Annotated in this window: 30 protein-coding genes and 1 pseudogene; 25 read left to right on the top strand and 6 right to left on the bottom strand. The window is 37.3% G+C overall.

All coding sequences use genetic code 11. The features are described 5' to 3' along the window. Positions 1–59 precede the first annotated feature (59 nt). From AC6BKE_RS08745 to AC6BKE_RS08845, 21 genes and pseudogenes are all read left to right on the top strand, one after another. A complete protein-coding gene (locus AC6BKE_RS08745) occupies positions 60–572 on the top strand; it encodes a phage terminase small subunit P27 family (RefSeq protein WP_340812723.1) in 513 nt (170 codons plus the stop codon). Next, on the top strand, positions 572–2,263 hold the full coding sequence (locus tag AC6BKE_RS08750; protein ID WP_499856532.1) for a terminase large subunit: 1,692 nt from the start codon (positions 572–574) through the stop codon (positions 2,261–2,263). The genes AC6BKE_RS08745 and AC6BKE_RS08750 overlap by 1 nt, the downstream gene beginning before the upstream one ends. 14 nt (positions 2,264–2,277) lie before the next feature. After that, complete coding sequence (locus tag AC6BKE_RS08755; RefSeq protein ID WP_499856534.1) at positions 2,278–3,516, top strand: phage portal protein; 1,239 nt, start codon at positions 2,278–2,280, stop codon at positions 3,514–3,516. Next, positions 3,509–4,240, top strand: coding sequence for a head maturation protease, ClpP-related (locus AC6BKE_RS08760; protein WP_499856535.1), 732 nt, complete (start codon positions 3,509–3,511; stop codon positions 4,238–4,240). The genes AC6BKE_RS08755 and AC6BKE_RS08760 overlap by 8 nt, the downstream gene beginning before the upstream one ends. A gap of 13 nt (positions 4,241–4,253) precedes the next feature. Continuing rightward, on the top strand, positions 4,254–5,396 hold the full coding sequence (locus tag AC6BKE_RS08765; RefSeq protein ID WP_499856537.1) for a phage major capsid protein: 1,143 nt from the start codon (positions 4,254–4,256) through the stop codon (positions 5,394–5,396). A gap of 45 nt (positions 5,397–5,441) precedes the next feature. Beyond that, positions 5,442–5,675, top strand: coding sequence for a hypothetical protein (locus tag AC6BKE_RS08770; RefSeq protein WP_499856539.1), 234 nt, complete (start codon positions 5,442–5,444; stop codon positions 5,673–5,675). Further along, positions 5,675–6,007, top strand: a complete 333-nt coding sequence (locus AC6BKE_RS08775) for a head-tail connector protein (RefSeq protein WP_499856541.1) — start codon at positions 5,675–5,677, stop codon at positions 6,005–6,007. The genes AC6BKE_RS08770 and AC6BKE_RS08775 overlap by 1 nt, the downstream gene beginning before the upstream one ends. Beyond that, entirely contained in the window at positions 5,985–6,320 is a 336-nt protein-coding gene (locus AC6BKE_RS08780) for a phage head closure protein (protein ID WP_324730270.1), read from the top strand. Before AC6BKE_RS08775 ends, AC6BKE_RS08780 begins: the two co-directional genes overlap by 23 nt. Continuing rightward, on the top strand, positions 6,321–6,740 hold the full coding sequence (locus AC6BKE_RS08785; RefSeq protein ID WP_499856543.1) for an HK97-gp10 family putative phage morphogenesis protein: 420 nt from the start codon (positions 6,321–6,323) through the stop codon (positions 6,738–6,740). Further along, on the top strand, positions 6,737–7,081 hold the full coding sequence (locus AC6BKE_RS08790; RefSeq protein WP_499856545.1) for a hypothetical protein: 345 nt from the start codon (positions 6,737–6,739) through the stop codon (positions 7,079–7,081). Before AC6BKE_RS08785 ends, AC6BKE_RS08790 begins: the two co-directional genes overlap by 4 nt. Positions 7,082–7,100: 19 nt before the next feature. After that, on the top strand, positions 7,101–7,685 hold the full coding sequence (locus AC6BKE_RS08795) for a major tail protein (protein ID WP_241604944.1): 585 nt from the start codon (positions 7,101–7,103) through the stop codon (positions 7,683–7,685). 77 nt (positions 7,686–7,762) lie between these two features. After that, complete coding sequence (gpG, locus tag AC6BKE_RS08800) at positions 7,763–8,071, top strand: phage tail assembly chaperone G (RefSeq protein ID WP_499856548.1); 309 nt, start codon at positions 7,763–7,765, stop codon at positions 8,069–8,071. A gap of 204 nt (positions 8,072–8,275) precedes the next feature. Further along, positions 8,276–12,982: a phage tail tape measure protein gene (locus tag AC6BKE_RS08805; RefSeq protein WP_499856550.1), complete on the top strand. Its 4,707-nt coding sequence runs from the start codon at positions 8,276–8,278 to the stop codon at positions 12,980–12,982. An 11-nt stretch (positions 12,983–12,993) separates the two neighbouring features. Next, positions 12,994–13,884: a phage tail family protein gene (locus tag AC6BKE_RS08810; protein ID WP_499856553.1), complete on the top strand. Its 891-nt coding sequence runs from the start codon at positions 12,994–12,996 to the stop codon at positions 13,882–13,884. A 2-nt stretch (positions 13,885–13,886) separates the two neighbouring features. Beyond that, complete coding sequence (locus AC6BKE_RS08815) at positions 13,887–14,999, top strand: siphovirus ReqiPepy6 Gp37-like family protein (protein WP_499856554.1); 1,113 nt, start codon at positions 13,887–13,889, stop codon at positions 14,997–14,999. Beyond that, positions 14,999–16,537, top strand: coding sequence for a hypothetical protein (locus AC6BKE_RS08820; protein ID WP_499856555.1), 1,539 nt, complete (start codon positions 14,999–15,001; stop codon positions 16,535–16,537). The genes AC6BKE_RS08815 and AC6BKE_RS08820 overlap by 1 nt, the downstream gene beginning before the upstream one ends. A gap of 13 nt (positions 16,538–16,550) precedes the next feature. Next, on the top strand, positions 16,551–16,991 hold the full coding sequence (locus AC6BKE_RS08825; RefSeq protein ID WP_499856558.1) for a hypothetical protein: 441 nt from the start codon (positions 16,551–16,553) through the stop codon (positions 16,989–16,991). Then, positions 16,991–17,101: a CD1375 family protein gene (locus AC6BKE_RS08830; RefSeq protein ID WP_255358780.1), complete on the top strand. Its 111-nt coding sequence runs from the start codon at positions 16,991–16,993 to the stop codon at positions 17,099–17,101. The genes AC6BKE_RS08825 and AC6BKE_RS08830 overlap by 1 nt, the downstream gene beginning before the upstream one ends. A 74-nt stretch (positions 17,102–17,175) precedes the next feature. Beyond that, positions 17,176–17,397 (top strand): annotated as a pseudogene (locus AC6BKE_RS08835) (DNA cytosine methyltransferase); the annotation flags it as partial. 50 nt (positions 17,398–17,447) lie between these two features. Further along, positions 17,448–17,852 (top strand): phage holin family protein, encoded by a 405-nt coding sequence (locus AC6BKE_RS08840; RefSeq protein ID WP_499856559.1) that lies wholly within the window; start codon positions 17,448–17,450, stop codon positions 17,850–17,852. Next, positions 17,849–18,628, top strand: a complete 780-nt coding sequence (locus tag AC6BKE_RS08845; protein ID WP_499856561.1) for a GH25 family lysozyme — start codon at positions 17,849–17,851, stop codon at positions 18,626–18,628. Before AC6BKE_RS08840 ends, AC6BKE_RS08845 begins: the two co-directional genes overlap by 4 nt. Positions 18,629–18,678: 50 nt before the next feature. Here the strand turns inward: AC6BKE_RS08845 and AC6BKE_RS08850 are convergent, their stop codons facing one another. The 4 genes from AC6BKE_RS08850 to AC6BKE_RS08865 form a co-directional block, all read right to left on the bottom strand. After that, the gene (locus tag AC6BKE_RS08850) at positions 18,679–19,257 is read right to left on the bottom strand and encodes a helix-turn-helix domain-containing protein (RefSeq protein ID WP_499856562.1); all 579 of its coding nucleotides are present in this window, start codon (positions 19,255–19,257) and stop codon (positions 18,679–18,681) included. A gap of 1 nt (position 19,258) precedes the next feature. Beyond that, positions 19,259–19,720 carry a type I-C CRISPR-associated protein Cas8c/Csd1 gene (locus tag AC6BKE_RS08855; protein ID WP_499856563.1) on the bottom strand — a complete coding sequence of 154 codons (462 nt, stop codon included), beginning with the start codon at positions 19,718–19,720 and terminating at the stop codon, positions 19,259–19,261. Between the two features lie 83 nt (positions 19,721–19,803). Further along, on the bottom strand, positions 19,804–20,130 hold the full coding sequence (locus AC6BKE_RS08860; RefSeq protein WP_499856564.1) for a hypothetical protein: 327 nt from the start codon (positions 20,128–20,130) through the stop codon (positions 19,804–19,806). A 34-nt stretch (positions 20,131–20,164) separates the two neighbouring features. Beyond that, positions 20,165–20,641, bottom strand: a complete 477-nt coding sequence (locus tag AC6BKE_RS08865; RefSeq protein ID WP_499856565.1) for a hypothetical protein — start codon at positions 20,639–20,641, stop codon at positions 20,165–20,167. Between the two features lie 206 nt (positions 20,642–20,847). On the opposite strand from AC6BKE_RS08865, the gene AC6BKE_RS08870 reads away from it, so the two are divergent. Both AC6BKE_RS08870 and AC6BKE_RS08875 read left to right on the top strand, forming a co-directional pair. Further along, complete coding sequence (locus tag AC6BKE_RS08870; protein ID WP_499856567.1) at positions 20,848–21,069, top strand: transcriptional regulator; 222 nt, start codon at positions 20,848–20,850, stop codon at positions 21,067–21,069. A 47-nt stretch (positions 21,070–21,116) separates the two neighbouring features. Continuing rightward, positions 21,117–21,425, top strand: a complete 309-nt coding sequence (locus AC6BKE_RS08875; RefSeq protein WP_499856568.1) for a YhjD family protein — start codon at positions 21,117–21,119, stop codon at positions 21,423–21,425. Between the two features lie 45 nt (positions 21,426–21,470). Here the strand turns inward: AC6BKE_RS08875 and AC6BKE_RS08880 are convergent, their stop codons facing one another. Both AC6BKE_RS08880 and AC6BKE_RS08885 read right to left on the bottom strand, forming a co-directional pair. Further along, positions 21,471–22,145: a hypothetical protein gene (locus AC6BKE_RS08880; protein ID WP_499856571.1), complete on the bottom strand. Its 675-nt coding sequence runs from the start codon at positions 22,143–22,145 to the stop codon at positions 21,471–21,473. A gap of 86 nt (positions 22,146–22,231) precedes the next feature. Continuing rightward, positions 22,232–22,429, bottom strand: coding sequence for a helix-turn-helix domain-containing protein (locus tag AC6BKE_RS08885; RefSeq protein WP_197224381.1), 198 nt, complete (start codon positions 22,427–22,429; stop codon positions 22,232–22,234). Between the two features lie 172 nt (positions 22,430–22,601). Here AC6BKE_RS08885 and AC6BKE_RS08890 point away from each other — a divergent pair, with 172 nt between their 5' ends. Then, positions 22,602–23,489: a helix-turn-helix domain-containing protein gene (locus AC6BKE_RS08890; protein WP_499856573.1), complete on the top strand. Its 888-nt coding sequence runs from the start codon at positions 22,602–22,604 to the stop codon at positions 23,487–23,489. Positions 23,490–23,504: 15 nt separating this feature from the next. Beyond that, on the top strand, positions 23,505–23,669 hold the full coding sequence (locus tag AC6BKE_RS08895; RefSeq protein WP_499856575.1) for a hypothetical protein: 165 nt from the start codon (positions 23,505–23,507) through the stop codon (positions 23,667–23,669). Positions 23,670–23,704 lie beyond the last annotated feature (35 nt).

The raw sequence follows: 23,704 nt of genomic DNA on the forward strand, positions 1-23,704 counted from the left end.
CGTTTTCTGCGTACAAAATTCCCTAAATGAAATATTTTTCAGAAAGCGAGGTGATAGAAATGGCTAGACCGCGACAACCAATAGATTTGCTGGTTTTAAAAGGGAAAAAAAACCTAACAAAAACAGAGATAAAAGAGCGCCAAATGCAAGAAAATGCTTTAAAAGGGCCAACAGAAAACATAAAACCGCCATCTTATTTAACAGCTTCTCAAAAGAAGGAGTTTATTGAGATTGCTGAAAAATTAGTAGCAATCGATATTTTTAGTGAACTTGATGTTGACTCATTAGCGAGGTATTTAGATTCAAAATATCAGTACTTGCAGTTGGTAAAGGATATGAGGAAGATTAAATCCACCGATGTAGTAGAACAGGAGAATGGCAGGAAAATTACTGTTGCAAATGAGGATTACCCGAAGTTGGCTCGTGTGAAAAATACATTATTCAATGAATGTCGTGCTGCAGCAACTGATTTAGGTCTAACTATCACTTCGCGTCTGAAACTTGTTATTCCTGATCCAACACCAGCTGTACACACACCTTCTGAGTTTGAGCAAAAGTTTGGTGATATTTAATGAATTTAAAGAAAAAACTAATTGAATATAGTAAACAAATTATAAACGGTGACATTCCAGCTTGTTTTGAACACAAGTGGGCGTGTCAGCGTTTTTTAAATGACCTAAAACAAGAAAATACAGATGCCTTCCCATATGTTTTCCATGAAGAAAGAGCAAATAAATTCCTTGATTGGATGCGGTTATTTAAACATCGTAAGGGTGTGTTAGCCGGTACTTTTATTGAACCACATATTATCCAAGAATTTATCTTTGGCAATATTTATGGCTGGATTCATCGTGAAACGGAATATAGACGGTTCAAAAAGATGTACTGGCAAGTAGGACGTAAAAATGCTAAGTCCCAATCATTAGGGGCCGTAGGTAGTTATGAATCATCTGCTTTAGGTGAAGCATCAGCTGAAGTTTACTGTGCAGCTACAAAGAAAGATCAAGCAAAAATCGTTTGGGAAGAGATACGCGACATGATAAAGGGTTCCAAGGATTTAAGAAGTCGATTCAAAGAAGCCTATGGCACCATTACACATTTGAAAAGTGGCTCTATTATAAAGCCGTTATCAAAAGAGGACCGGAAAAGCGGTGATGGTACTTCGCCTTCTTGTTTCATCATTGATGAATACCATGCTCATGAAACTGATGAAATGTATGACATTGGGGACTCTGGCCAAGGAGCTCGGCCACAACCTTTACTAGCTATCATAACAACAGCGGGATTCGAATTAGATTACCCTTGTTATCGCGTTGAATATCGTTATGTACGACAAATATTAGATCCTGATAACCCAATTGAAAATGAAGAATACTTCGTGATGATTAATACACTTGATCCAGATGATGACATTTCAGATGAACGTAATTGGATTAAATCTAATCCTATTCTTGCGTCCTATCCTGAAGGGTTATCGTATATACGAAGACAAATGAAGGCAGCACTTGATGTACCTGAAAAAATGCGTAATTTCCTCACGAAAAATATGAATATATGGATTGACCAAAAGCAAGGCGGCTATATGCCGTTATCAAAATGGAATGCATGTGCTCGTGAAAATGTTGATGTCACTGGGTATGACGTATTCATAGGAGTAGATTTATCAAAGAAAATCGATTTGTCGTCCACAGGATTGATATTCCCAACTGATTATGGATTCCATGTCAAACAACATTCTTTCATGCCTGAAGACGCTCTGAGAGAAAGACAAGCAAAGGATAAAGTACCTTATCAACTCTGGATAGATAAAGGGTGGTTGTCTACAACACCTGGTGCAGTGGTTGATTACAGTTTTATTGAAAACTGGATTATAAAGACTGTGGAGGACAACGGATGGAATCCGATAGTCTTTTGTTACGATCCTTATGGCGCGACACAATTTGCGCAGAATATGGCTGCAAGTGGTTTTGTAGTTGTGGAAGTCCGACAAGGCTATCCGACACTTAGTGAACCTACAAAAGATTTCAGGGAGCAAGTTTATCAGCAAAATATTACACATGATGGTGATGAACTTTTAACATGGGCCATCGGGAACGCGGTCACAGAAGTTGATGTAAATGAAAATATTCGTCTGTCCAAAAGAAAGTCAAGGGAGCGAATTGATCCAATTGCTGCAGTAATAACAGGTTATGTACAGGCAATGTACAACAAAATAGAAAGTGGAGATGGCAATATCAGCTTTATCTCTATTCATGATTTATAGAAGGAGGTGAGAAATTGAAACTATGGGAACGAATTAAAACTACAGCGTACATGGCATATGCAGGAGCTAGTACAGGTTGGAAGGGTTCTACATGGGATTTCTCCAATTGGTTTGGACGAACCTTTTGGGGAATCGATAACAGCCAATTAGCAACGAATGAAACGATTTTCAGCGTTATTAGTCGGCTTGCTAATACAATTTCAGCACTACCTATTAAATTACATCAAAATTACGATGTGATACAAAACGATATTTCAGATGTACTCATAAATGAACCAAACCAAAATATGAGTAGCTTTGATTTATTAAATGCTTTAGAAGTCAGCAGAAATGAAACTGGTAATGGCTACGCGATTATTTTACGTGATATACGGCTGCGACCAAATGAAATTGTTCCACTGGATCCATCGTGTGTTACTGAATTTATCAATAAAGATGATGGTTTACTTTGGTATCAAGTTAGAGGCGAGCAAAAAACAATGTATGTTGCAAATACCGATATGCTTCATGTAAAACACATTCGCGGTCCAGCACGCATACGGGGTTTATCGCCACTAAAAGTATTGGCCAACACTATTAAGTACGATAAAGCTGTTCAAGAATTTAGCTTATCTGAAATGGAGAAAAAAGAGTCGTTCATTTTGAAGTATGCAGCGAATGTTGATACAGATAAACGGGACCGTATTATTGCAGATTTTAAACGATTTTATGCCGAAAATGGTGGTATCTTATTCCAAGAACCTGGTGTCGAATTAACTGAACTCAAAAAACAATATTTTGCATCCGATACATTGGCATCAGAGCGGATAACGCGCTCAAGGGTAGCCAATGTTTTTAATGTGCCTGTGTCCTTCCTTAATGATGTGGAAGGCGGAACAATGGCGTCCAATGAACAATTAATGATTCAATTCGTAAACATGACGTTGTTACCGATTGTACGCCAATATGAACATGAATTTAATCGGAAATTACTAACGAAAGCTGACCGAAAGCAAGGAATGTACTTTAAATTCAACCTTGGTGGCCTTTTGCGTGGCGATACTGCAGCGCGAACAAATTTCTATCAAGCAATGTTACGAAGCGGAGCAATGAAGCCAGATGAGGTACGTATGCTAGAAGATTTGGCACCAATGGGTGGTAAGGCGGATGTACTTTGGATTTCTGGAGACTTATATCCACAAGAAATGGATCCAACATTGCGGAAGTCCTCTGCTGCTGCATCAACTGTGGAAGGAGGTGATAAAGGTGAATAAAAAGAAAACTTTTTTTGATGTTAAAGCATCGGTTGATGGTAAATCAGCTAATGTTTTTATTATGGGTGAAATTACACCTTATGCATGGGAAGAATTCGGTGAAATGTCATCAGTCGCATTCAAAGAAAAATTAGATATGGTTGGCGAAGTGAATGAACTCCATGTATATGTGAACAGTCCCGGAGGTTCAGTATTTGAAGGAATAGCAATTGGAAACATGTTAAAGCGTCATAAAGCTCGTACAATCGCTCATGTAGATGCTTTAGCAGCGTCAATCGCTAGTGATATTGTTTCATGTTGTGATGAGGTTCGAATGCCCTCTAACGCGATGTTGATGGTTCATAATGCTATGATGGGAGCTTTCGGAAATTCAAACGAATTACGAAAGGTTGCTGACGATTTAGAACGTATTAATGAAATGCAGGTAGAAACATATATAGCTAAAATCGGTGGAAAAACATCAGAAGAAGAAATTCGACGCATGATGGACGAGGAAACTTGGTTATCAGCACAACAAGCGTATGATATTGGTCTTTGTGACGTTATAGAAGGTCCTAATCAAGCAGTTGCATTAATTGGCGACAAACATAAAGGGACTTTTAGAAATATGCCATACGCTTTAAAAGAAATGGTTTTAGATTTTTTATCAAACGAAGAACGCGATGCTATTATTGCAGATTCGAAAGCGAATCTAACTTATTTAAAATCTATTAATATAATCTAAGGAGGGCATTTAAATGCCGACATTATACGAATTAAAACAAAATATGGCCACTATTGGTCAACAAGTAGCAAAAATTGATACTGATTTAACAGCAAAAGCTATTGATCCGCAGGCAACACGTGAGGAAATTAAAGCTTTGCAAGAACAAAAAGCTGATATGCAAGCTCGTTTTGATGTAATTAAAGCGCAACACGACCAAATGGAGAATGAACAAAAAGCGAAGTTTGCTCAAAATCCATTAGCTCAAATTGACGATCCGAAACAAAAACGCACAGAAGCGTTTGCAACTTTGGTTCGCTCAACTGTCCGTAATCGACCTGTTGAACAAGAGGTCTATGCTGCATTAGGAGATAATACTAGTCCAGCAACTGGTGGTGAAAAGTTCTTACCAAAAACAGTGGCACAAGAAATTATCACCGAGCCATTAGTAAAAAATCCAATGCGTGACCTTGTAACTGTGACAAGTGTGCCGAATTTGGAAATCCCAAAACTATCCTACACGATTGATGATGATGATTTCATTGCGGATACTGAAACAGCTAAAGAATTGAAACTCGAAGGTTCAACAGTAACGTTTGGCCGTTTTAAATCTAAAGTTTTTGCAGGTGTATCAGAAACTGTCCTTGCAGGCACACACACAAATTTAGTATCCCATGTTGAAAATTCATTACGATCAGGTTTAGCTGCAAAAGAGAAGAAAGTACAGTTTGCTGCAACACCAAAAGCGGGTGAAGAACACATGAGCTTCTATTCTACTCAAAACGCTATTAAGAAAGTAGAAGGAGCTAATTTATACAAAGCAATCAAAGCTGCAATTGCAGACTTACATGAAGATTATCGTGAAAATGCAAAAATCGTAATGACTTTCGCTGATTACTCAACGATTATTGAAACATTAGCAAATGGTAATGCGACACTTTATGCTGCACAGCCTGAACAAATTTTAGGTAAACCAGTCGTGTTTGTAGATGCTGCAACAAAGCCAATTGTAGGTGACTTCTCATATGCGCACCTTAACTATGATTTAAATGTTTTATACGAAACAGATAAAGATGTTAAAACAGGTGTAAATGCATTTGTTCTTACAGCATGGTTTGACCACCGAATTAAATTAAAATCTGCATTCCGTATCGCAGAAGTAACTCCTACTCCTTAATAAGGGGGATAGGGGTTTTTATTTTATCGAAAGAAGGTGAACTGCATGTACAAAGTTATTAATCGATTTCAAGAAAAAAATCATGACGGACATGTTTATGAAATGGGTGACAACTATCCAGCCGATGGTAAAAAGCTAAATAAGGCACGTGCCGAGGCTTTAACAGAAGTCCATGAAGAATACGGGGTAGCATTTTTAAAAGCTGTAGAAGAACCTAAAAAGGCTACTACAAAGCAAACAGCTAAAGAGCCTTCCACAAATGAACAGGGTGATGCTTAATGGAGTTACTGGATGAACTAAAAGAATATTTGCGAATTGATGGGGATGATGAAAATCGTTCCCTTTCTACTTTTATTCAATCAGCACAGTCTTATTTAGTAAATGCAGGGGTTAAGCAACCAACTGACTACTATTTGATTGTGGAGGGCAAAGAGGTATTTGCACAGCATCGATTAGCCGTTATGATGCTCGCTACACATTTTTACGAGAATCGAATAGCTATTACGCCCTCCACAATTAAAACAGCTCAACAACCTATCCCATATGGCTTACAGTCGATAATTTTACAGATAAAGTGGGTGGATCCTGATGAACTATCGCAACAACAATAACGCAGGTCGTATGAACAAGCGCGCTACTTTCTTAAATCCACCAGGTACAACTATCAACGGGTGGCCAAGTGAAGATTGGACTAAACATGAAACCGTATGGGCGGAATTGAAGACTGCAAAAGGTTACAGATTATTTAGTTCTGATGCTACACAATGGCAAGGGAAATGTGTTATCGGCATTCGATACCGTAAGGATATTACAGAAGATATGCGGGTTGAAGTAGCTGGCAAAACATACGAAATGGATTCGCCACCAGTTAATGATAATGGAGATAATCAGTGGCTCACAATCTTTTTAAAAGAGGTGGTTTAGATGAATTTTGAAATACAAGGTATGGACGCTTTGATGCAAAATCTAATGAATTTAACATTAGAAGAGGAAGAGGAAAACAAAGCATTAAATGCAGGAGCAAAAGTAGTCAAAGAAGCTGTTGAAAAAGAAGTGCCTGTTGGGAAATCAAAAAATAAGAAAAATAAATTGAAAAGTAACATTAAAATAAAAAGGGCAAAAGATGGTGAAGCCAAGGTACACACAGGTCAAGCCTACCACGGCCATATCATAGAAGGTGGGCGGAGTGCTGGAAGTAAATATGTTACGAAAAAGGGTAAACGCCAGAAAGTAACATGGGGACCGATTGCACCAAATCCATTCTTTACACGAGGATTTGAATTTAGTAAACCAGGTGCATTAAATGCTATTGCTGATGAGATAAAGAAAGCGAAAAATCTATGATAGATATTTCTGCACACATCACAGATACTTTGTCACCACTTAAATTAGATGTATTTTTTAACAGTGTTCCAACTGGGGCAACTATCCCAAATCAATACATTACATTCTTAGAAATCAATGCAAAGCCAGCACTTGAAGCATCAGATCAGGAATACGAGACTGAACGACTAATTCAAATCAACGTTTGGTCAAAATCCAATTACTATCAACTTGTGGAGGACATCAAGCGATTGATGGAGTCGGTTGGCTATGAACGAACATTTGAATATGATGCACCAAAACAAGAAGGCGATTCCCACTTTAACAAAGTGTTGCGATTTGTCTTTTTTGATGAATTTTAAATAATAGGAGGTCATGAAAATGGCAGCTACAACGGTAAATGAAAAACCACAAAAAATTAGTTTGAAACGGATCCATTATGCATTAATGACAGATGAACAAACAGAAACATGGGGCGATGTTAAAACATTAACAATGCCAATCTCTTTAACTCTTACACCTAACTTTTCTGAAGCATCATTAGATGCCGGGGACCGTGTGGTGGACCAAGAGGCACAAATGGATTCTATTACAATTGCAGGCGAGACTGCTGATTTACCTACAGAGGTTTTAGTTGATTGGTATGGCCACAAGAAATCTGCAGAAGGTGGTATTATCACCAATTCGAACGATTCACCAAATGCTATTGCAATTGGCTTTGAATCAGGATCTAAACTTGTGTGGTTCTTCAAAGCAAAATTAAAACCAGGTGAGGAATCCAACGCTACTCGTAAAAAAGGTGAAACAAACTACAAAGTATATCCGTTCGCTGGTGAAGCTTTACCTTTAATTGATGGCATCATCAAACATACAGTAGATACGCGTGATTCGGGTGTAACAGCTACTCCTGAAACGTTCTTCTCTACTGTAACAAAACCTACTGAACCAACAGTACCAACACCTTAAACAGAAGTCCTTTCGAGGGCTTCTTTTCTTTTAATTAAAACTAAAAATAAGTGACTAACGAAAAGGATGGATGAAAAATGCAAATTACATTACGAATTGACAAGCAGGATAAAACATTTACAAATGACTTTGTAAAGGCACGTATTTTCAGAAATGCTCTAAAGATGAATGAAGAAATGAGCAAAGAAGGCGATGAAATTACAGTAGAAACATTTGATAAAATGATGGGCTTTGTAGTTAATGTTTTTGATAACCAATTCACTGTGGATGACTTATGGGATGGATTAGAAGGAGGTAATTTCCAAGATGAGATTATGCGAGTATTTAACAATGTGCTTAACATGGGTGGGCTAACAACGACGTCTCCAACAACTGAGGGAAAGTAAGTGGCCTAACAGCCTATCAAAATATTAAAAAGTTTTATCGTGAGCTATTAAAAGCAGGATACAAACTCTACGAAATTGATGAAATGGATATACATTTCTGGTTTGAACTATCAAATGAAGATGATGAGGAAATAGAGGAAGTCACAGCCGACGACATTGATTGGCTGTGATTTTTATTTTTGCCAAAAAAGGCGGTGAGAATATATGGCAAGCATAGGAAGTTTAGAAGTCAGTCTTAGTTTAAATGCGGCGAATTTCAATGGTACTGTAGCACAGGTAAACCGAAACATGAGAGCGATGGGAAGTGAATTACAGGCTATTCGGGCAAGAGGCTCACAATATGAAAATTCATTGACTGGTCTTTCTCAAAAACAAAATGTACTATCACGATCATTCGATGCTGCATCAATTAAGCTGCAGGAACAGCGAAGAAGATATGATGAACTCGTAGCATCTGGCACCGCATCCTCTGCTCAAATTGAACGACAAGCCAATGCGGTTAACCAAGCACAAACTCAATACAATCGCCTAGAACGTGAATTAGCAGAGGTTACAAATCAATTACGTATCCAGTCGTCGCAGTGGACACAAGTCGGTCAACGTATGCAAGAAGTCGGCAGTAAACTATCTGCTGTAGGCGACGGGATGATGAAGGTTGGTAAGAAATTATCAATGTATGTTACAGCACCAATCTCTGCAATGGGTGTTGGAGCATTTAAAGCAGCCGTTGATTTTGAATCAGCCTTTGCTGGTGTACGAAAAACTGTAGATGCTACTGAATCAGAATTTCAGCAATTTTCTGGTGAGATTCGGAATATGTCGAAAGAAATCCCTGCAGCTGCTACTGAGATTGCAAGGGTAGCGGAGGCCGCTGGACAGTTAGGTATTAAAAATGATGCCATCATAGGCTTTACAAGAACCATGACAGATATGGGTGTTGCTACAAATATGTCTGCTGACGAAGCAGCTACTGCACTTGCACGGTTTGCAAACATCACTAAAATGTCACAACAGGACTTTGACAGACTAGGGTCTACAGTTGTTGGATTAGGAAATAACTTCGCGACAACAGAATCCGAGATTATAGAAATGTCATTACGTCTAGCAGGAGCCGGAGCGCAAATTGGTATGTCCGAAGCTGATATTCTAGGTCTTGCTACTGCACTGTCCTCTGTGGGTATCCAAGCAGAAATGGGTGGTTCTGCACTATCTCGTGTAATGGTACGTATGCAAGTAGCGGCAACTACAGGGCTTGGCAAAACAGAAGAACTATCAAGAAAAACAGGCATGTCTTTACGTGAGTTGCAAATGCTTGCGGCTAATAACAGCATGGATTTTACTAGCTTGGCAGATAGTCTTGGTATGACCAACAAAGAAATGAAAAACATCGTTAATGCGGGGCTTGATCTAGAAAACTTCGCGAAAGTTGCTGGTTTGACTAGTAAACAATTTAAAGAGATGTTTGAAAAGGATGCAGTAGGTGCTATTGGGGCATTTGTAAATGGCTTAGGTAATGCAGAACAAGCGGGCGAATCAGCCATCAATATGCTTCAAGAGATGGGTATCACGGAGATTCTTCTACGAGACTCATTACTACGTGCTGGGAATGCTAACGAACTATTCGCAAGCTCAATCGATATTGCCAATAAAGCATGGGGCGAAAATGTAGCTCTAGCAAATGAAGCTGAACAACGATACAAAACAACTGAATCGCAACTAATTATCCTGAAAAATAAACTAGTCGACTTAGGGATTACCCTTGGTAATATACTAATTCCTTTTGTATTAAAAATGGTTGAATTAGTTGAACCATGGATTGAGAAATTTGCAAATCTATCTGAAAAAACTCAAAAGACCATTCTTATACTTGGTGGATTAGCTGCAGCTATTGGTCCTGTACTCGTTGTTGGTGGAGCTTTAATTTCAAGTATCGGCACAATTGTCAGTGCAGTCGGTGGGCTGTCCGTTGCTATAGGCGCTGCTGGCGGAGCAACAACGGCATTTGGTGCATCATTAGCTTTAATAACAGGTCCTGTCGGTTGGGCAATAGGCGGAATCGCATTGTTAACAGCTGGCGGAGTTGCATTATATAAAAACTGGGACACAATTGTTGAAAAGAACCCTCAATTATTAGCTGCATTTGCTGCTATTGCCCCTCCAGTTGTTTTAGCTGTGGGTGCAATTAAGACGATGCAAGAGGCAATGAGCCCTGCAATAGAACAAGTTGATTTGTTTGCAGATGGAGTATCAGAAGGCACTAAAAAAGCACTAGGAGGATACTTAGAACTATCGGATGGAGTTTCGAAAACATTATCTGAGGTTTATATTACTTCTACAAGAATGACGGAAGAAATAGCAGCTGGTATGGCAGAGAAATACGCTGAAATGAATACAAAGATTGTGGAAGGCATGAAGGCAAGGCATCAAGAGGAATTATCTGAATTAGAAAGTTTCTTTATGAATTCATCTGCTCTTTCTTCAGCGGAAGAGGAAAAGATACTAGCAAATCGTCAAGCACGCAATGAAAAAGAAATTGAACAACAAAATTTTATGTTTCAACGTATTAAAGAAATTACTGAACAAGCAGCTGCTGAAAATCGACAACTCACTGAACGTGAGCACGAAATTATTAATAACTACAATCAAATGATGAAAGAAAATGCAGTAAGGACTTTTTCTGAAAGTGAACTAGAACAAAAAGTCATCATGGAGCGAATGAAAGAAAATGCATCAATAGCATCTGCTGAACAAGCAGCAGAGGTTGTAAAAAATGCTATCAAACAAAAAGATGAAGTCGTTAAAGAGGCTAATGAAACCTATGACAAATCACTTGCTAAAATCATTCAAATGCGTGATGAAACAGGAGAGATTACAGCTGAACAAGCTGAAAAAATGATTGCAGAGGCTACTAAAGCAAAAGATCAGACGATTTCTCTTGCAGAAGAACAACACCAAAAAATTGTAGAAACAGCACAAAAACAAGCGGATGAACATGTCGGAAAAGTAAACTGGGAAACTGGGGAAGTTGTTTCGAAGTGGGACATAATGAAATCAACTGTTGGTAGAAAAGCAAGAGAAATAGTTGAAGATACAAAAAATAAATGGGAAGAAGCTAAGAAAGATACAGCAGAAAAATGGGAAGCTATAAAATCATGGCCTGGTAAAAAACTTGACGAAATGAAAACGGCTGTTGATTCCAAAATGACAGAAGTAAAAACGAAAATCACCACAAAATGGAATGAAGCAGAAAATTTCTTGAAAAAAGTAGACTTAATTCAGGTCGGTAAAGATATTATAAACGGTCTAGTCAAAGGCATTGACAGTATGGGTGATGCTGTATGGAAAAAAGTTGAGGGGATTGCTGATGGCATTACTTCAACTGCTAAGAGAGTCTTGGGTATCAAATCGCCATCGCGTGTATTCAAACAAATTGGTTTATGGACAGGCGAAGGCCTAGTGATTGGGTTAAATGAGTCCAGTCCAAAGGTTAATCAAGCCATGTCTAATATTGGTGATGGTATTCTAGCAGTTTCTAAAAACTATCAAAAAGAATACACGAATTTGATCAATGAATTTAATCGAAAAAATGAAGATAAAAACGATAAGACGCTTGAAAAAATCTACAAGATCAGAAATAACGCTGCTAAAAAGAAACGCGCTTTAACTCAAAAAGAATTACAAGACATTGCACTGTTAGAGGCATCTTATAGGGATAACAAGCTTAAAGCAGATGTTGATTTCCAGAAGAAATACAAAGCTTTAGTCGAAAAATCAGAAAAAGAATATCTAGAAGTAATCAAAAACTTCATTGCTGATAAAAAGTCTTTAGAAGAAATGTCCTTAATCGAAGAAGCAGCCATTTGGGAACAATCGATTGAACTGTTTGCGGAGGGCACGAAAGAACGTATTACAGCTCAAAAGGAATATCAAAAAGCTGTTGAGACGATTAATAAAGAGATTGTTGCTATTAACAAAGACTACCAAGGGCAAATGCAAAAGATCAATGATGATTTGATTAAGCAAGAAAACGATCTGACTAAAGCATATCAGGATGAATTCAATAAACGGCAATCTTCCTTGATGTCATTCGCTGGACTATTTGATGAATTCAAAGTTGAAATTAAAAATAGCGGAGCAGAGTTACTTAGCAATTTACAATCACAGGTTGACGGTTTTAAACAGTGGCAAGATGAGTTTGCAAAACTTGCATCACGAAACATAGATGCTGACTTATTAGCAGAATTAAGCGACTTAGGGGTTAAGGCTCTACCAGAACTAATGGCCCTTAATCAACTTACAGATGAACAATTAACTCAATATAGTGCACTGTATCAAGAAAAAGCAGCATTAGCGAGAGAACAAACTAAAGCTGAATTGGCAGGTATGAAGGAAGATACTGACAAGCAGATTCTGGCTTTGCGTGAAGCGGCTATAAAACAGCTAAATATCTTAAAAGCTGAATGGGGCTACAAAATTAAAGAGCTCACAAGCACTACAGCAACCGAATTATCATCATTGCAACAAATTGGTGTAGATGCCGGGCAAGGGTTATTGAATGGTCTAGCAAGCATGGAAGGACCATTAATTTCAAAAGCACAGCAAATCGCTAATTCGATTGCGAGTACCATTCAACAAGCACTAGACATCCACAGTCCATCACGTGTGATGCGAGGCTTTGGTGTAAACATTGGCGAAGGATTAGTTTTAGGGATGGATGACATGGTGAACAAAGTTGCAGATGCTTCAAGACGATTAGCTTCATCTGTGGAGGACAATGCACCACTTTCTAGTGGTAATAGGGGCAATGTTGATAATTCTAAACACTTTAAACCGTCTGTGGTCATCCACACTAATGATAGTGGAGCTCGCGAGATGGAGCGTACATTACGTCGTATGCAGTTTGCATTTTAGGAGGTGACGACTTGTTAATTAAAGATATGACGATTACTAATAATCGTGGCGACTCGATAGTTTCTGGTCGTCACTTTTTTATTCGTGATGATTTTGCAATTAGTGGATTAGGTGCGAATGTGAATATGTCCGAGACTACTTCTGATGGAGCTCATTATCAATCGACAACTCTTTCCACACGTGATGTAGATGTACCGTTTTATATAAAAAAAACGAATGTAGAGCATTGGTGGATCGAAGAAAAGAGGCAAGATATTTACCGTGTTTGTAATCCGAAATTTAACCCAATGCGTATTGATTTCTCTACGAATTCAGGAGATCAGTTCTATGTAAATGCCAATTTAAGTGCAGCGCCATTATTCAATCAAGGTAGAGCTAATGACAACAGCAGATGGGTTACAGGATTACTCCAATTTATATCAAGTGATCCATTTATTTATGAGGCAGCATCCAGAAAAGTAGATATAGCCCTTTGGGAATCAAACTTAGAATTTCCTTTAGAAGTTGTGGAGGAAGGAATTGAAATCGGATATCGTAATCCTTCTCTAATTGTAAACGTGGCAAACGAAGGCAGTGAATCGTCTGGAATGTCTATAAGATTTTTAGCATTGTCACAGGTGGTAAATCCTAAGCTCCTTAATGTAAATACGTATGAAGCTTTTAACTTGAAATACACGATGCTTCCTGGTGATGTAATAGAAGTTTCGACTTACAAAGGTCAGCGTTCAATTACTCTAATTAGAAACAATGTGAAATCCAATATCTTTAACGCTCTCGATTTTATGTCCTCCACATTCTTGCAGTTAGAACCAGGCGATAATTTACTACGGTATGATGCAACCAGTGGATTAGATTTTCTTGAAGTATCCATTGAATTCACTCCAAAAAGGATTGGTGTATAAAAATGAAGGAACTGTATGTATTTAATTTAAACATTGAGCTTATTGGAGAAATTAGCGAATATAAAGAACTTCAAATTGAACGCAATTATGATAAGGTAAGTCAGCTTATTTTACGTGTTGCAAGCTCATCAGAAGCCATTGAATTGTTAAAGCATGACAACATTCTAACGACACAAGATGATGCTAATTATGGCTATATCATTGAGCATTTTGACTATACGGATGCTGATGAAACAGAAATAGAAATCCATGCTTACTCACTTAATTACATGTTGTCTTGGAGATCAATTGATTTTCAACAGCGATACAGCGGCAATGTGGAGGACCTTATCAAGTATTTCGTAAAAACGAACTTCATTACTCCCAGCAATCCAAACAGAGTACTCCCAAACTTAAGATTGGCACCTAACAAAGGTATAAACATTAATGATGAGTCCACAAAAACAGGCGGAGAAGTAATTGGCCATGTCCTTGAGATATGCAACAAACATGAGATGAGTATTGATGTATTGCTTAATCATCAAGACAAGAAATTTGATGTTGTTACATGGCAAGGTGTTGACCGAAGTACTCAACAGGTTGTAAATCCACATGTCATCTTTAGTAAAGAGTACGACAATATCATTAATCAAAAGTACATTTATAATAAAGTAGATTACCGAACAACTGCTATTGTATCAGGCGAAGGTGAAGGTGTTGAACGAAAGCAAGTCGTTACTAATGACAATTTAAGTGGATTTAACCGGCGCGAATTATATGTAGATGCGCGGGATTTGCAAAGCGAATATACAGATGATAACGACAATCAAAAAACGATGACTCCAGCAGAATATGAAGAAGCATTAAAAAATCGTGGTGAGGAAAAATTATCTGACTTCCAAATCATCGAAACGTTTGAAAGCGAAGTAGATATGTATAGTCAATTTACGTACAACATTGATTATAAGCTTGGTGATCGAGTAAGTGTACGAAATGACGAGATACAACGCATCTTGCATCCACGAGTTATTTCTACCACTTTAACAAGTAATAAGGAAGGGATAGTCCTTAGTATTAACTTTGGTAGCAATATACCAACTATCTATGACAAGATAAAAAAGAAGGTGAATAAGTAATGACGATATATAGTGGTATTTTCAACAGTGTCAACGGTGATCGTAAATACAATGCATGGTGGTTTGCGAAGTATTTTAGCACTTTCATTGGGAATGGTGTATTTCCGAATCCATCCTCAAATCTTCAAGTAGCAGCATATCAGAATATGAAAGTAGTCGTTAAACCAGGAAGTGGCTGGATTGACGGCTATTTTATTTATAGTGATGGAGACCATGTGTTGTCATTAGATGTTGCAGATGGTGTATTAAAACGCATTGACCGTATTGTCATGCGACTAGATCATCTAAATCGAAAAATTGATTTAGTTGTTAAAAAAGGAACATTTGCAAGTAGTCCTGTAGCTCCTTCATTACAAAGAGATGCAGACGCTTATGAGCTAGCCCTTGCAGATGTTTCGATTAATAATGGTGCAACTCAAATTACACAGGCTAATATCACCGATCAAAGGCTAAATAGTACTCTTTGTGGCATCGTACATGGAACAGTCAATCAAGTTGATACAACTACCATTTTCAATCAATATCAAGCTTGGTTTAATGATGTAAAAGGTAGCGTTGCAGGAGAACTTGTCGCTTTTCAGGAGATACAAGAACAAGAATTTTTAACTTGGTTTGAATCCATTAAGGATATTTTAGATGGTGATGTGGCTGCTAACTTAGCAGCTAGGATAGCCAATTTAGAGCAGGGGCTCGCTAACCATATAGGTGAACTTTCGCATATAAAGTGGATTGAAACCGTAGGAGGTACAGCAAACGCATTAACTGCTACTGTTTCTGAAATTACAAGTTATAAAAATGGTTTGGCTGTTTCATTCCCTGCCACCTCCAACAGTACCGCAGCAATGACATTAAATATAAACGGATTAGGTGCTATCCCAATCAAGAAAGCTAATGGCACCGCATTTAGTATTGCAAAGGCTAACGGAGTATATACAGTTCGTTATCATGCAGGGGCTTTTATCTTACAGGGTGAAAGCGAGGTGGAAGTAGGACGACAAATAATCACACCGAGTACGGTGAACAAAGCTATTACGGCGGGTGTTCATGACGGAACGGGTTATGTGGAAGGTAGCCCTAACCTGATCCCTACGAACATTAAGAAGGGGTCAAATATTTTTGGTGTTGTGGGTGATGCATCAACATATCCAGTACCATCGCATGGTACTACAATAGTAGGCGGTGTATATGGTCTATCACAATATGGCGGATTCTCATGGACACTTGCAAAAACCATAAAGCCAAATTTCAGTGGTAATGTAACTTTGATATTTGATTTAGCTAAAATTGGAGGCAATCTTAATGATAATGTCATGGCTTATGTTTCTAAAAATGGCACGACCATAGGTCAGGCAAATTACACTACCAATTCGTCATCCGCAACGTTATTTACAATAAATACAACTGTCGCTCCAGGTGATATCCTTAGACTATACATTACAAATGGATCTACTGGTACTACGATATATGTTAATAACATGATGTTCATGTTGGCATTCGGTGGCACACCACCTCTGGGGGTCTTTGAGAAAAACTACTAAAGGAGGATTCATTATGATAGGACCAAAATTATATTTCGATAGAACCACGGGTGAGGTCATTTTGACAATTCCAGAGCAAAATAATGCAAGTGCTGTAGCGACTACAAAGGAACAAGATTTTATTATGTTTGATGTACTTTCTGCAAGGAATCCAGAGGCTGTAGACTTCATCCAGTTATCGTATGGTCAATACCGCAACGATTTTGAAATCGCAAATAGTTGGAAGGTTGATTTAAATACAGGGCAGGTTTTATTCGAATATCCAAAGTTTGAAACGCCTATATCTGATCAGCTACTTCTTTTGCAACAAGAAAATGAGGAACTCAAAGTTGAAAATAAAGAATTGAAACTTGCGTTAGCTGAATTAGCAGAGGCACAACAGCAAGACAAAACAGAAAATCAATTGGCTGTTGCCGAAGTAGTAGAAACGCTAACAAATAAGGGGGTTTTATAATGGCTAAGCTGTATTGGGATTTAATTAAAATGAATTTGCGAACAGTTGACCAGGTGCCGATGTTGTGGAGAGAAGCTGTTCAAACATTACTCGATAACGAAAACAAGTAAACGCAGCATAAGCTAGCGTTATTTTTTATGCCTAAAATCCCAAGCGTTTGGGAATTTGAATATTAAGTAACGTAAAAGGGATTGCTAACACATTGGATACAGGATGCCAACAAGGTGTATTAACAGATGAATTTCGTATAAGACGTCTTACACCATTAGAGTGTTGGAGGCTTCAGGGATTTCCTGATGAAGCATTCAAAAAAGCTGCAGATGTAAACTCAGATTCACAATTGTATAAACAAGCTGGCAACTCAGTAAGTGTGCCAGTTATTTACGAAATAGCAAAGCGACTTTAAGCATCCGATTCTAAGGGATGCTTTTATTTTGGAAAAAGGGAAGTGTTGTAATGGAAAAATGGATCGCTGCAGTAAGTGGAGCAATAGGCACAATAATTTCATACTCAGTTGATGGACTAGGTATGGCTGTGACAGTACTTATAGGCTTCATGGCAATTGACTACGCTACAGGGATTATGAGTGGAATCGTCAATCAAAACTTAAACAGTCGTACAGGATTTAACGGCATCATACGCAAGGTTTACTACTTAATGCTAGTAGGATCAGTGTATTTACTATCAGCTGTGATTCCTGGTATCGAGTACGCAGGTGATGGGGCGGCTATTGCATTTTGTGTATTAGAATTCATTTCAATTACGGAAAATGGTACAAAAATGGGCTTGCCAATGCCTGACTTTGTAAAAAATATTTTAGCAATTGTAAAGGATAAAACAGGAGAGGGTGAGGTTAAATGAGTAAGATTATAGATATTTCTCACCATCAAGGTGATATTGATTGGGCTAAAGCTAGTAAAGAAGTAGATTTGGCTATTATCCGCACTCAATATGGTACAAGCACTATAGATCGCAAGTATCAACAAAATATCGAAGGTTGTAAAAAACATAAAATTCCCTTTGGCGTTTATATTTACGTGACATTTAAGAATGCAGCAGAAGCATTGGCACAAGCGAAAGATTTTTATAATCGAGCACAAGGTCATAAACCACTTTTTTACGTTGTTGACGTTGAAGAGGCCTTCGGGGCAAGTATACAAAATATCGTGCAAGGTACACAAACGGTCATTGATTATTTAAAAGGAAAAGGTGTTAAAGTGGGGTTATATACAGGACACCACTTTTATAAACCGTATCGAATGGATACAGTGAAAAACTATGACTTCCTGTGGATTCCGCGGTACAGTGGTACAAGTGCACCAGGCAAGAAACCTGACTTCCCATGTGACTTATGGCAATTCACTGATAAAGGGAGTGTGCAAGGTATCAAAGGAAGTGTTGACCTAAATGTTTTGAATGGTAATAAGCCATTATCTTGGTTTACTAATAATGAGGGCAAACATGAAGCGGCTCAAACTACAGAAGCTAAAGTCATGTTAAATGACACTGAGGCCATCCATGCTGTAATTATAGATGGTAGGACGTATGTTCAAGCACGAGAGTTAGCCGATCTATTAGGATTAAAACTTGTTTATAATAATGAGAGCAAAATAACAAAATTGTACGAAGTAAAATAATCGATTAAAAACCGCCCAGGTACTCAATTAATTTTGAGCCTGGGCGGTTTTTATTGTTCAAAAGTTTCTTCTTTATTTAAAGGATTTATAAACTTATTCTTTTCAAGACAGTAATAAAAATCTCCACGCAAATTCGACCCTTTACTTCTTCTTATATCATCATAGTAAACCCGTTTATCTCGCCAATTCCTTATGTTTAGGTCGACTAGATCACATCCTATACAATCTGCTAAACTGTAAAAAGCTGTTGCGACATTGTATGGTATTTTATATTTAAAGGCAACTAGAGCTACTTTATCCGTTGAGGATCGTAGCTTTAATTCTTTAGCTTCAATTGCTTTTTTTAGCTCATATATCTTACCTAAATCTTCTATGTTTTGAATAAAGTCGAAAAACACTTTATCTGTGATTTCGTGGGGATGTTTAAATCCATGCACAAATAACATGTTCATTAATTCCGTTGTTATCAGCCATTTACCAGCAGACAATTTTATCAGTTCCAATTCAATAAATGTTGGAAAAGATCCGTCTTGCTGTAATTTTTTAATACGGTTGTTTATAGTTTGAGGTGTTACGTGGTATCGTTGCGCAGCTTCCTTGACTGTCATGCAATCATTTAAACTGACCATTTTAACCCCGTTGCTTAGGGTTAGGCTGACGTTTATCAATCACCCATACATTGCCTATTTTAACTGCATCTACTTTACCCTCAGCACACATATTTTTAACGGTACCAGGTTCTAACCCCCACATTTCCCCAGCTTTACCAACACCAATTAAATTCGCCAATAAGGAGTTTTGTTGATAATAAGCATGTAAGTAACTAGGGTCCAATTTAACGTTGTTGAAATTATCGTAATCCATATCAGCTAAAATAGACTGGAATAAATCTAACATGGATATGTCAAATTGATCTAATTTGTAAATATAACTGATAATGTCTTCATGAATTTTTGTGAATGTTTTTGCCGGTTCACGTTGGAATTTATCCCAATATTTATTCATAATTGCTGGACCGTTATTACCGTGAATTTTGTTGATGAGTACATTAGCAATAGCTAACAATTGCCCAAACTGTCGCTCTCTTTCCACGTTCACTACCTCCTAAATATGCAAATGCGCTATCTTATTAAAGATAATTATATGCGATAGCGCATGTTCTGTCTATAAAAAAATTACCTAATTAAAGCGAGATATTCAGCAAATTCATATTCACCATACTGCTCAAAATCGGCACGTGACCAACCTTTATCATATTTAGCGCGCATAGCTTCTAATAAGTCATAAAGGCTGTCTTTACTAATATTATCATTACGTCCATACAAATCACCTTTAAAAAGAACTGTTACGATAGAATTACTATCGTAATTACGTAAACTAAATACATCTGTGATTATTTCATTATCTGAAAAATCAACCGAAATAGAAGCTCTTCCACAAAAATTGTTAAATGCCACACGCTCTCGTTCGAAGTTAATGTACTTCTCGAAATTTCTTTCCATTTTTATCATCCGCCTTTGAAATAATTTATTTATATTAATAACCTGTAGCTGCCTTAAATTCATCAGCAACTGGTATTAGTACAAAATGAGTCACTTCTTCAATACCAACATTTTCGCGTTGGTCAATCCAGAAACTTGCGCTAGTACGGTTGTCGATTAAGAAACGACCCATTTCAATAAATTTTTGTACTTCGCCAGCTGGCATATTGTTGCGCTCTAAAAAACGAACAAAATTAAAATAAGTAGTATTAAATTTGTGGCGGATGCTATCTGCCCAAGCGATTTGTTTTTCAGAGCCTTTAAGTGCTGGCATTTCTTCTCCAATTAAATAAGGAAGTTTAGCGGAATCATTTAGGTCTTCGATAGTAGAGTTGCATGCTAGTGGACTTTTTTTAACTTCATCCCAAGCTTGTTTCATTGCCGCTGAAAGGTATTGAGATGCTTTACCACCAAATTTGATTACTGCTTTTCTTACTATATCCCAAGCTCGTTTCATAACACGTTGTTTCATTTTTTTAGCCCCTTATTAATGCGGTATCGCATTTCTTGTATTTAATATAACATGCGGTATCGCATAAAGTAAAGAGTTTCGGTAAATTATTTTTCCAAAAATTATATATTGTCAAAACACAAACATTTGTTCTAATATATATACAAACAAGTGTTCTTGTATAAAGTAATGAAAAGGAACATTTCACATATTGGGAGGAAACTACGATGAGAGAACAATTGATTAAAGCTATGCAGCGTAACCATTTTTTAAATATGATGTATATGGCCAAAGATGGCAAAGTGTCTAAAAGACGTATCAAGATCATCAAAATTGTTGGTGATACGTTTCAAGCTTACTGTTTTACCAAGCAAGCAAAGCGTACTTTTATAATTAACAATGTTCTCGCAGTTCTTCCAGACAGTCTGAAAGAACGTGAGGTCGTATGATTAGTTTCGAGCAACGTAGACTATTACATAAATACGTTGTTTACGACATGGCTGTTCAATCCCTGCAGCGTGATTACAAAGTAATTGAAAACCTTAAATTAAGCAAAGTATATTTGCCAATTTTAGATAAGCTTTTAGACGACATATCCCAAGAGTGTTACAACGCTAAAAGATTGCTGGCAAAAGATAAAATAAAAGTTGTAAGGTGGGTAAAGACTGATGAATATTTTAGCGATCTTGTCATTACAACTCCAGGAGAAGATCAAGTTTTTACCTATGCTAATATGGCACTAAAAACACAAGTAGAAAATTTATTAATCAACCATTTAAATAATAATGAACAGGTGCTCGAATGAGGCCTGTTTTTTGTTCAAAAAAAGCCACTCGATTGAGTGGCTGATTTATTGTGTTTCTCCATTAACATTAACTTGAGTTGCGTTCATAGCTCCTGTCATTCCTACTACATTACTGACACCTAAATCAGATGCAGCATATCCATCACCTGATAATGGTCCTGATGCTTCTACAGTATCACCTATGTTCACATCAATTTCATATGGAGGGAAAACAGGGAGTACATAACCTTGCTCATTCTTAATTAATAGTGCATCTTCCATATCCCCGAATAATCCTTCTAATGATTTGACACCAACTACTTCACCTTTGAAATAATACTCCATGCCTTTAAATTTCGATTCGGTTTTATCATAAAGCATTGATCCAGGCTTTGCAGGATATTTATTAGCGTTACTTTCGCCTTTGCTCATAGTTGAAGTTTGGTTTGATTTTGATTCAGTTTTATCTGTAACGGAGGCAACGATTTTTTCATCCTTTTTTTCAACATTTGTTTCTTCTCTTGGTTTAGTAACAGTTTCAGTTTTATCTATATCTTTAGTTTCATCGGCTAATTCAGTTTTATTTACTGGAACCATTATAAATCCAATAACGAAGGCAGCTATAGATATACCTAATACAAGACCGCCTTTTAATTTTTTCTTTTTAGCTAAACCGATGATTAATAAAATAATGCCGACTAAGATACCTATCATTCCTAAATAAACTAAAAGAAAACTCATAAAGATCAACTCCCTTCAATTTAACTATAAAGGAAACAGTAGGTAAATGCACATATAAAAAACAGACAACTTTGTTTAGTTATCTGTTAATCCCATTCTAATATATCGTCAAAGCTCTGTATCTCTAATGTCTTACAAATGGTCTCTAGATGCGCTTTATTTATTGTGTCTCTACGATTGTTAACTATTTCACTGATAGCAGCTTGACGTATCCCTGTCATTTCAGCCAATTTAGATTGTGTAAGTCCTCGTTCTTCCATTACTTCTTTTAGTTTTATCCGCATAGTAAACCACCCTTCGTAATTATCTCTTATTCAAAATATATCAGAATATACGTTTATACGCAATATCGAATAAAATTTTAAAAAGGTATTGACTATACGAATATGCGTATAATATGATATATCTAAATAAACGTATATACGAATATTGGTATAGAGAAGAGGTGAAATACAAATGGCATTCGAATACCTAGCACAATACATAACATTCGATTCAGTAGGAGATATGGATAAGAGTGTGGAGGACCACATGACGGTTCACTATTACGACTTAACAGAATCAGAACGAGCAATCGTATTTAAACTGGCATCACACAGCTTAGAACACACAGGTGTATGCCACTTGAAAGCAAGTACTATTGCTGCAGCATTAGAGATAAGCACAAAGACGGTTTATCGATCAATGAAGAAACTAACAGAGTTAGGCATCATCGAAAAAGTACCAGGAACGAAATTAAACGGCATTAAAGGGGCTAGTATTTATCGCATTTTACCTTATGTCCCATCGAGCGTGTCCCAACGAGAGACAGTCGATGAAGCTAGTAATGACGAGGTTTGCCGTCCACAATCTGAAAACCAAGCATCTAAATCTTTTAATCTTTTAAGTTCTAAACAAGCAAATAATATTATGAGTCTTGGCAATGAATTAGCTTTGCAAGCTGAAAAGAAAAAGGAATACATGAACGAGTACCAAAAGATGCTGTTCGATTTCATGCACTCGCTGCCATTAGTCGATGAATTGAAAGACCAATTACACAAATGCATATTAGCAACAAAAATGAACGATATACATGATTTTGTGAACGCTAAGGACGTTTTAGCTAACATTATCCGTGATATTGCGAACGGTACATTAACTATTGCTAGTACATTAAGAGCCGTGTTCTCAGGGGGATATAGCAAGGCTTTAGGACGTGCAAAAGTGAAGCCTGATAAATCATCACATATAGAAGAAACTCCTGTTAAAGAACGTCCAGTGCCTTTCTATAACTGGCTAGAGGAAAGGGATAGTCGTTCAGAAATATGTAATAGACCAAACTTAGAAAACTGGCTGGAATGGTGAAAGGGGAACTAGAATATGACTCATTTTGAATACATGGAGCAGCAAGGGCAATTAACGATTTTTGATTTACTGGATCAATATAAGGAAATGCAGTTCAAGAAGCCATCCACAAATGTTAATAAGCCTGTTGATAAAAAGATGTATATAGAGCCTCGTAGGAGGGTGTATATTGTACGTTAAATTTATGCCCAGCTGCATACCTGATACTATGCCTT

The sequence above is a fragment of the Lysinibacillus sp. COL-1 genome (assembly GCF_059814265.1).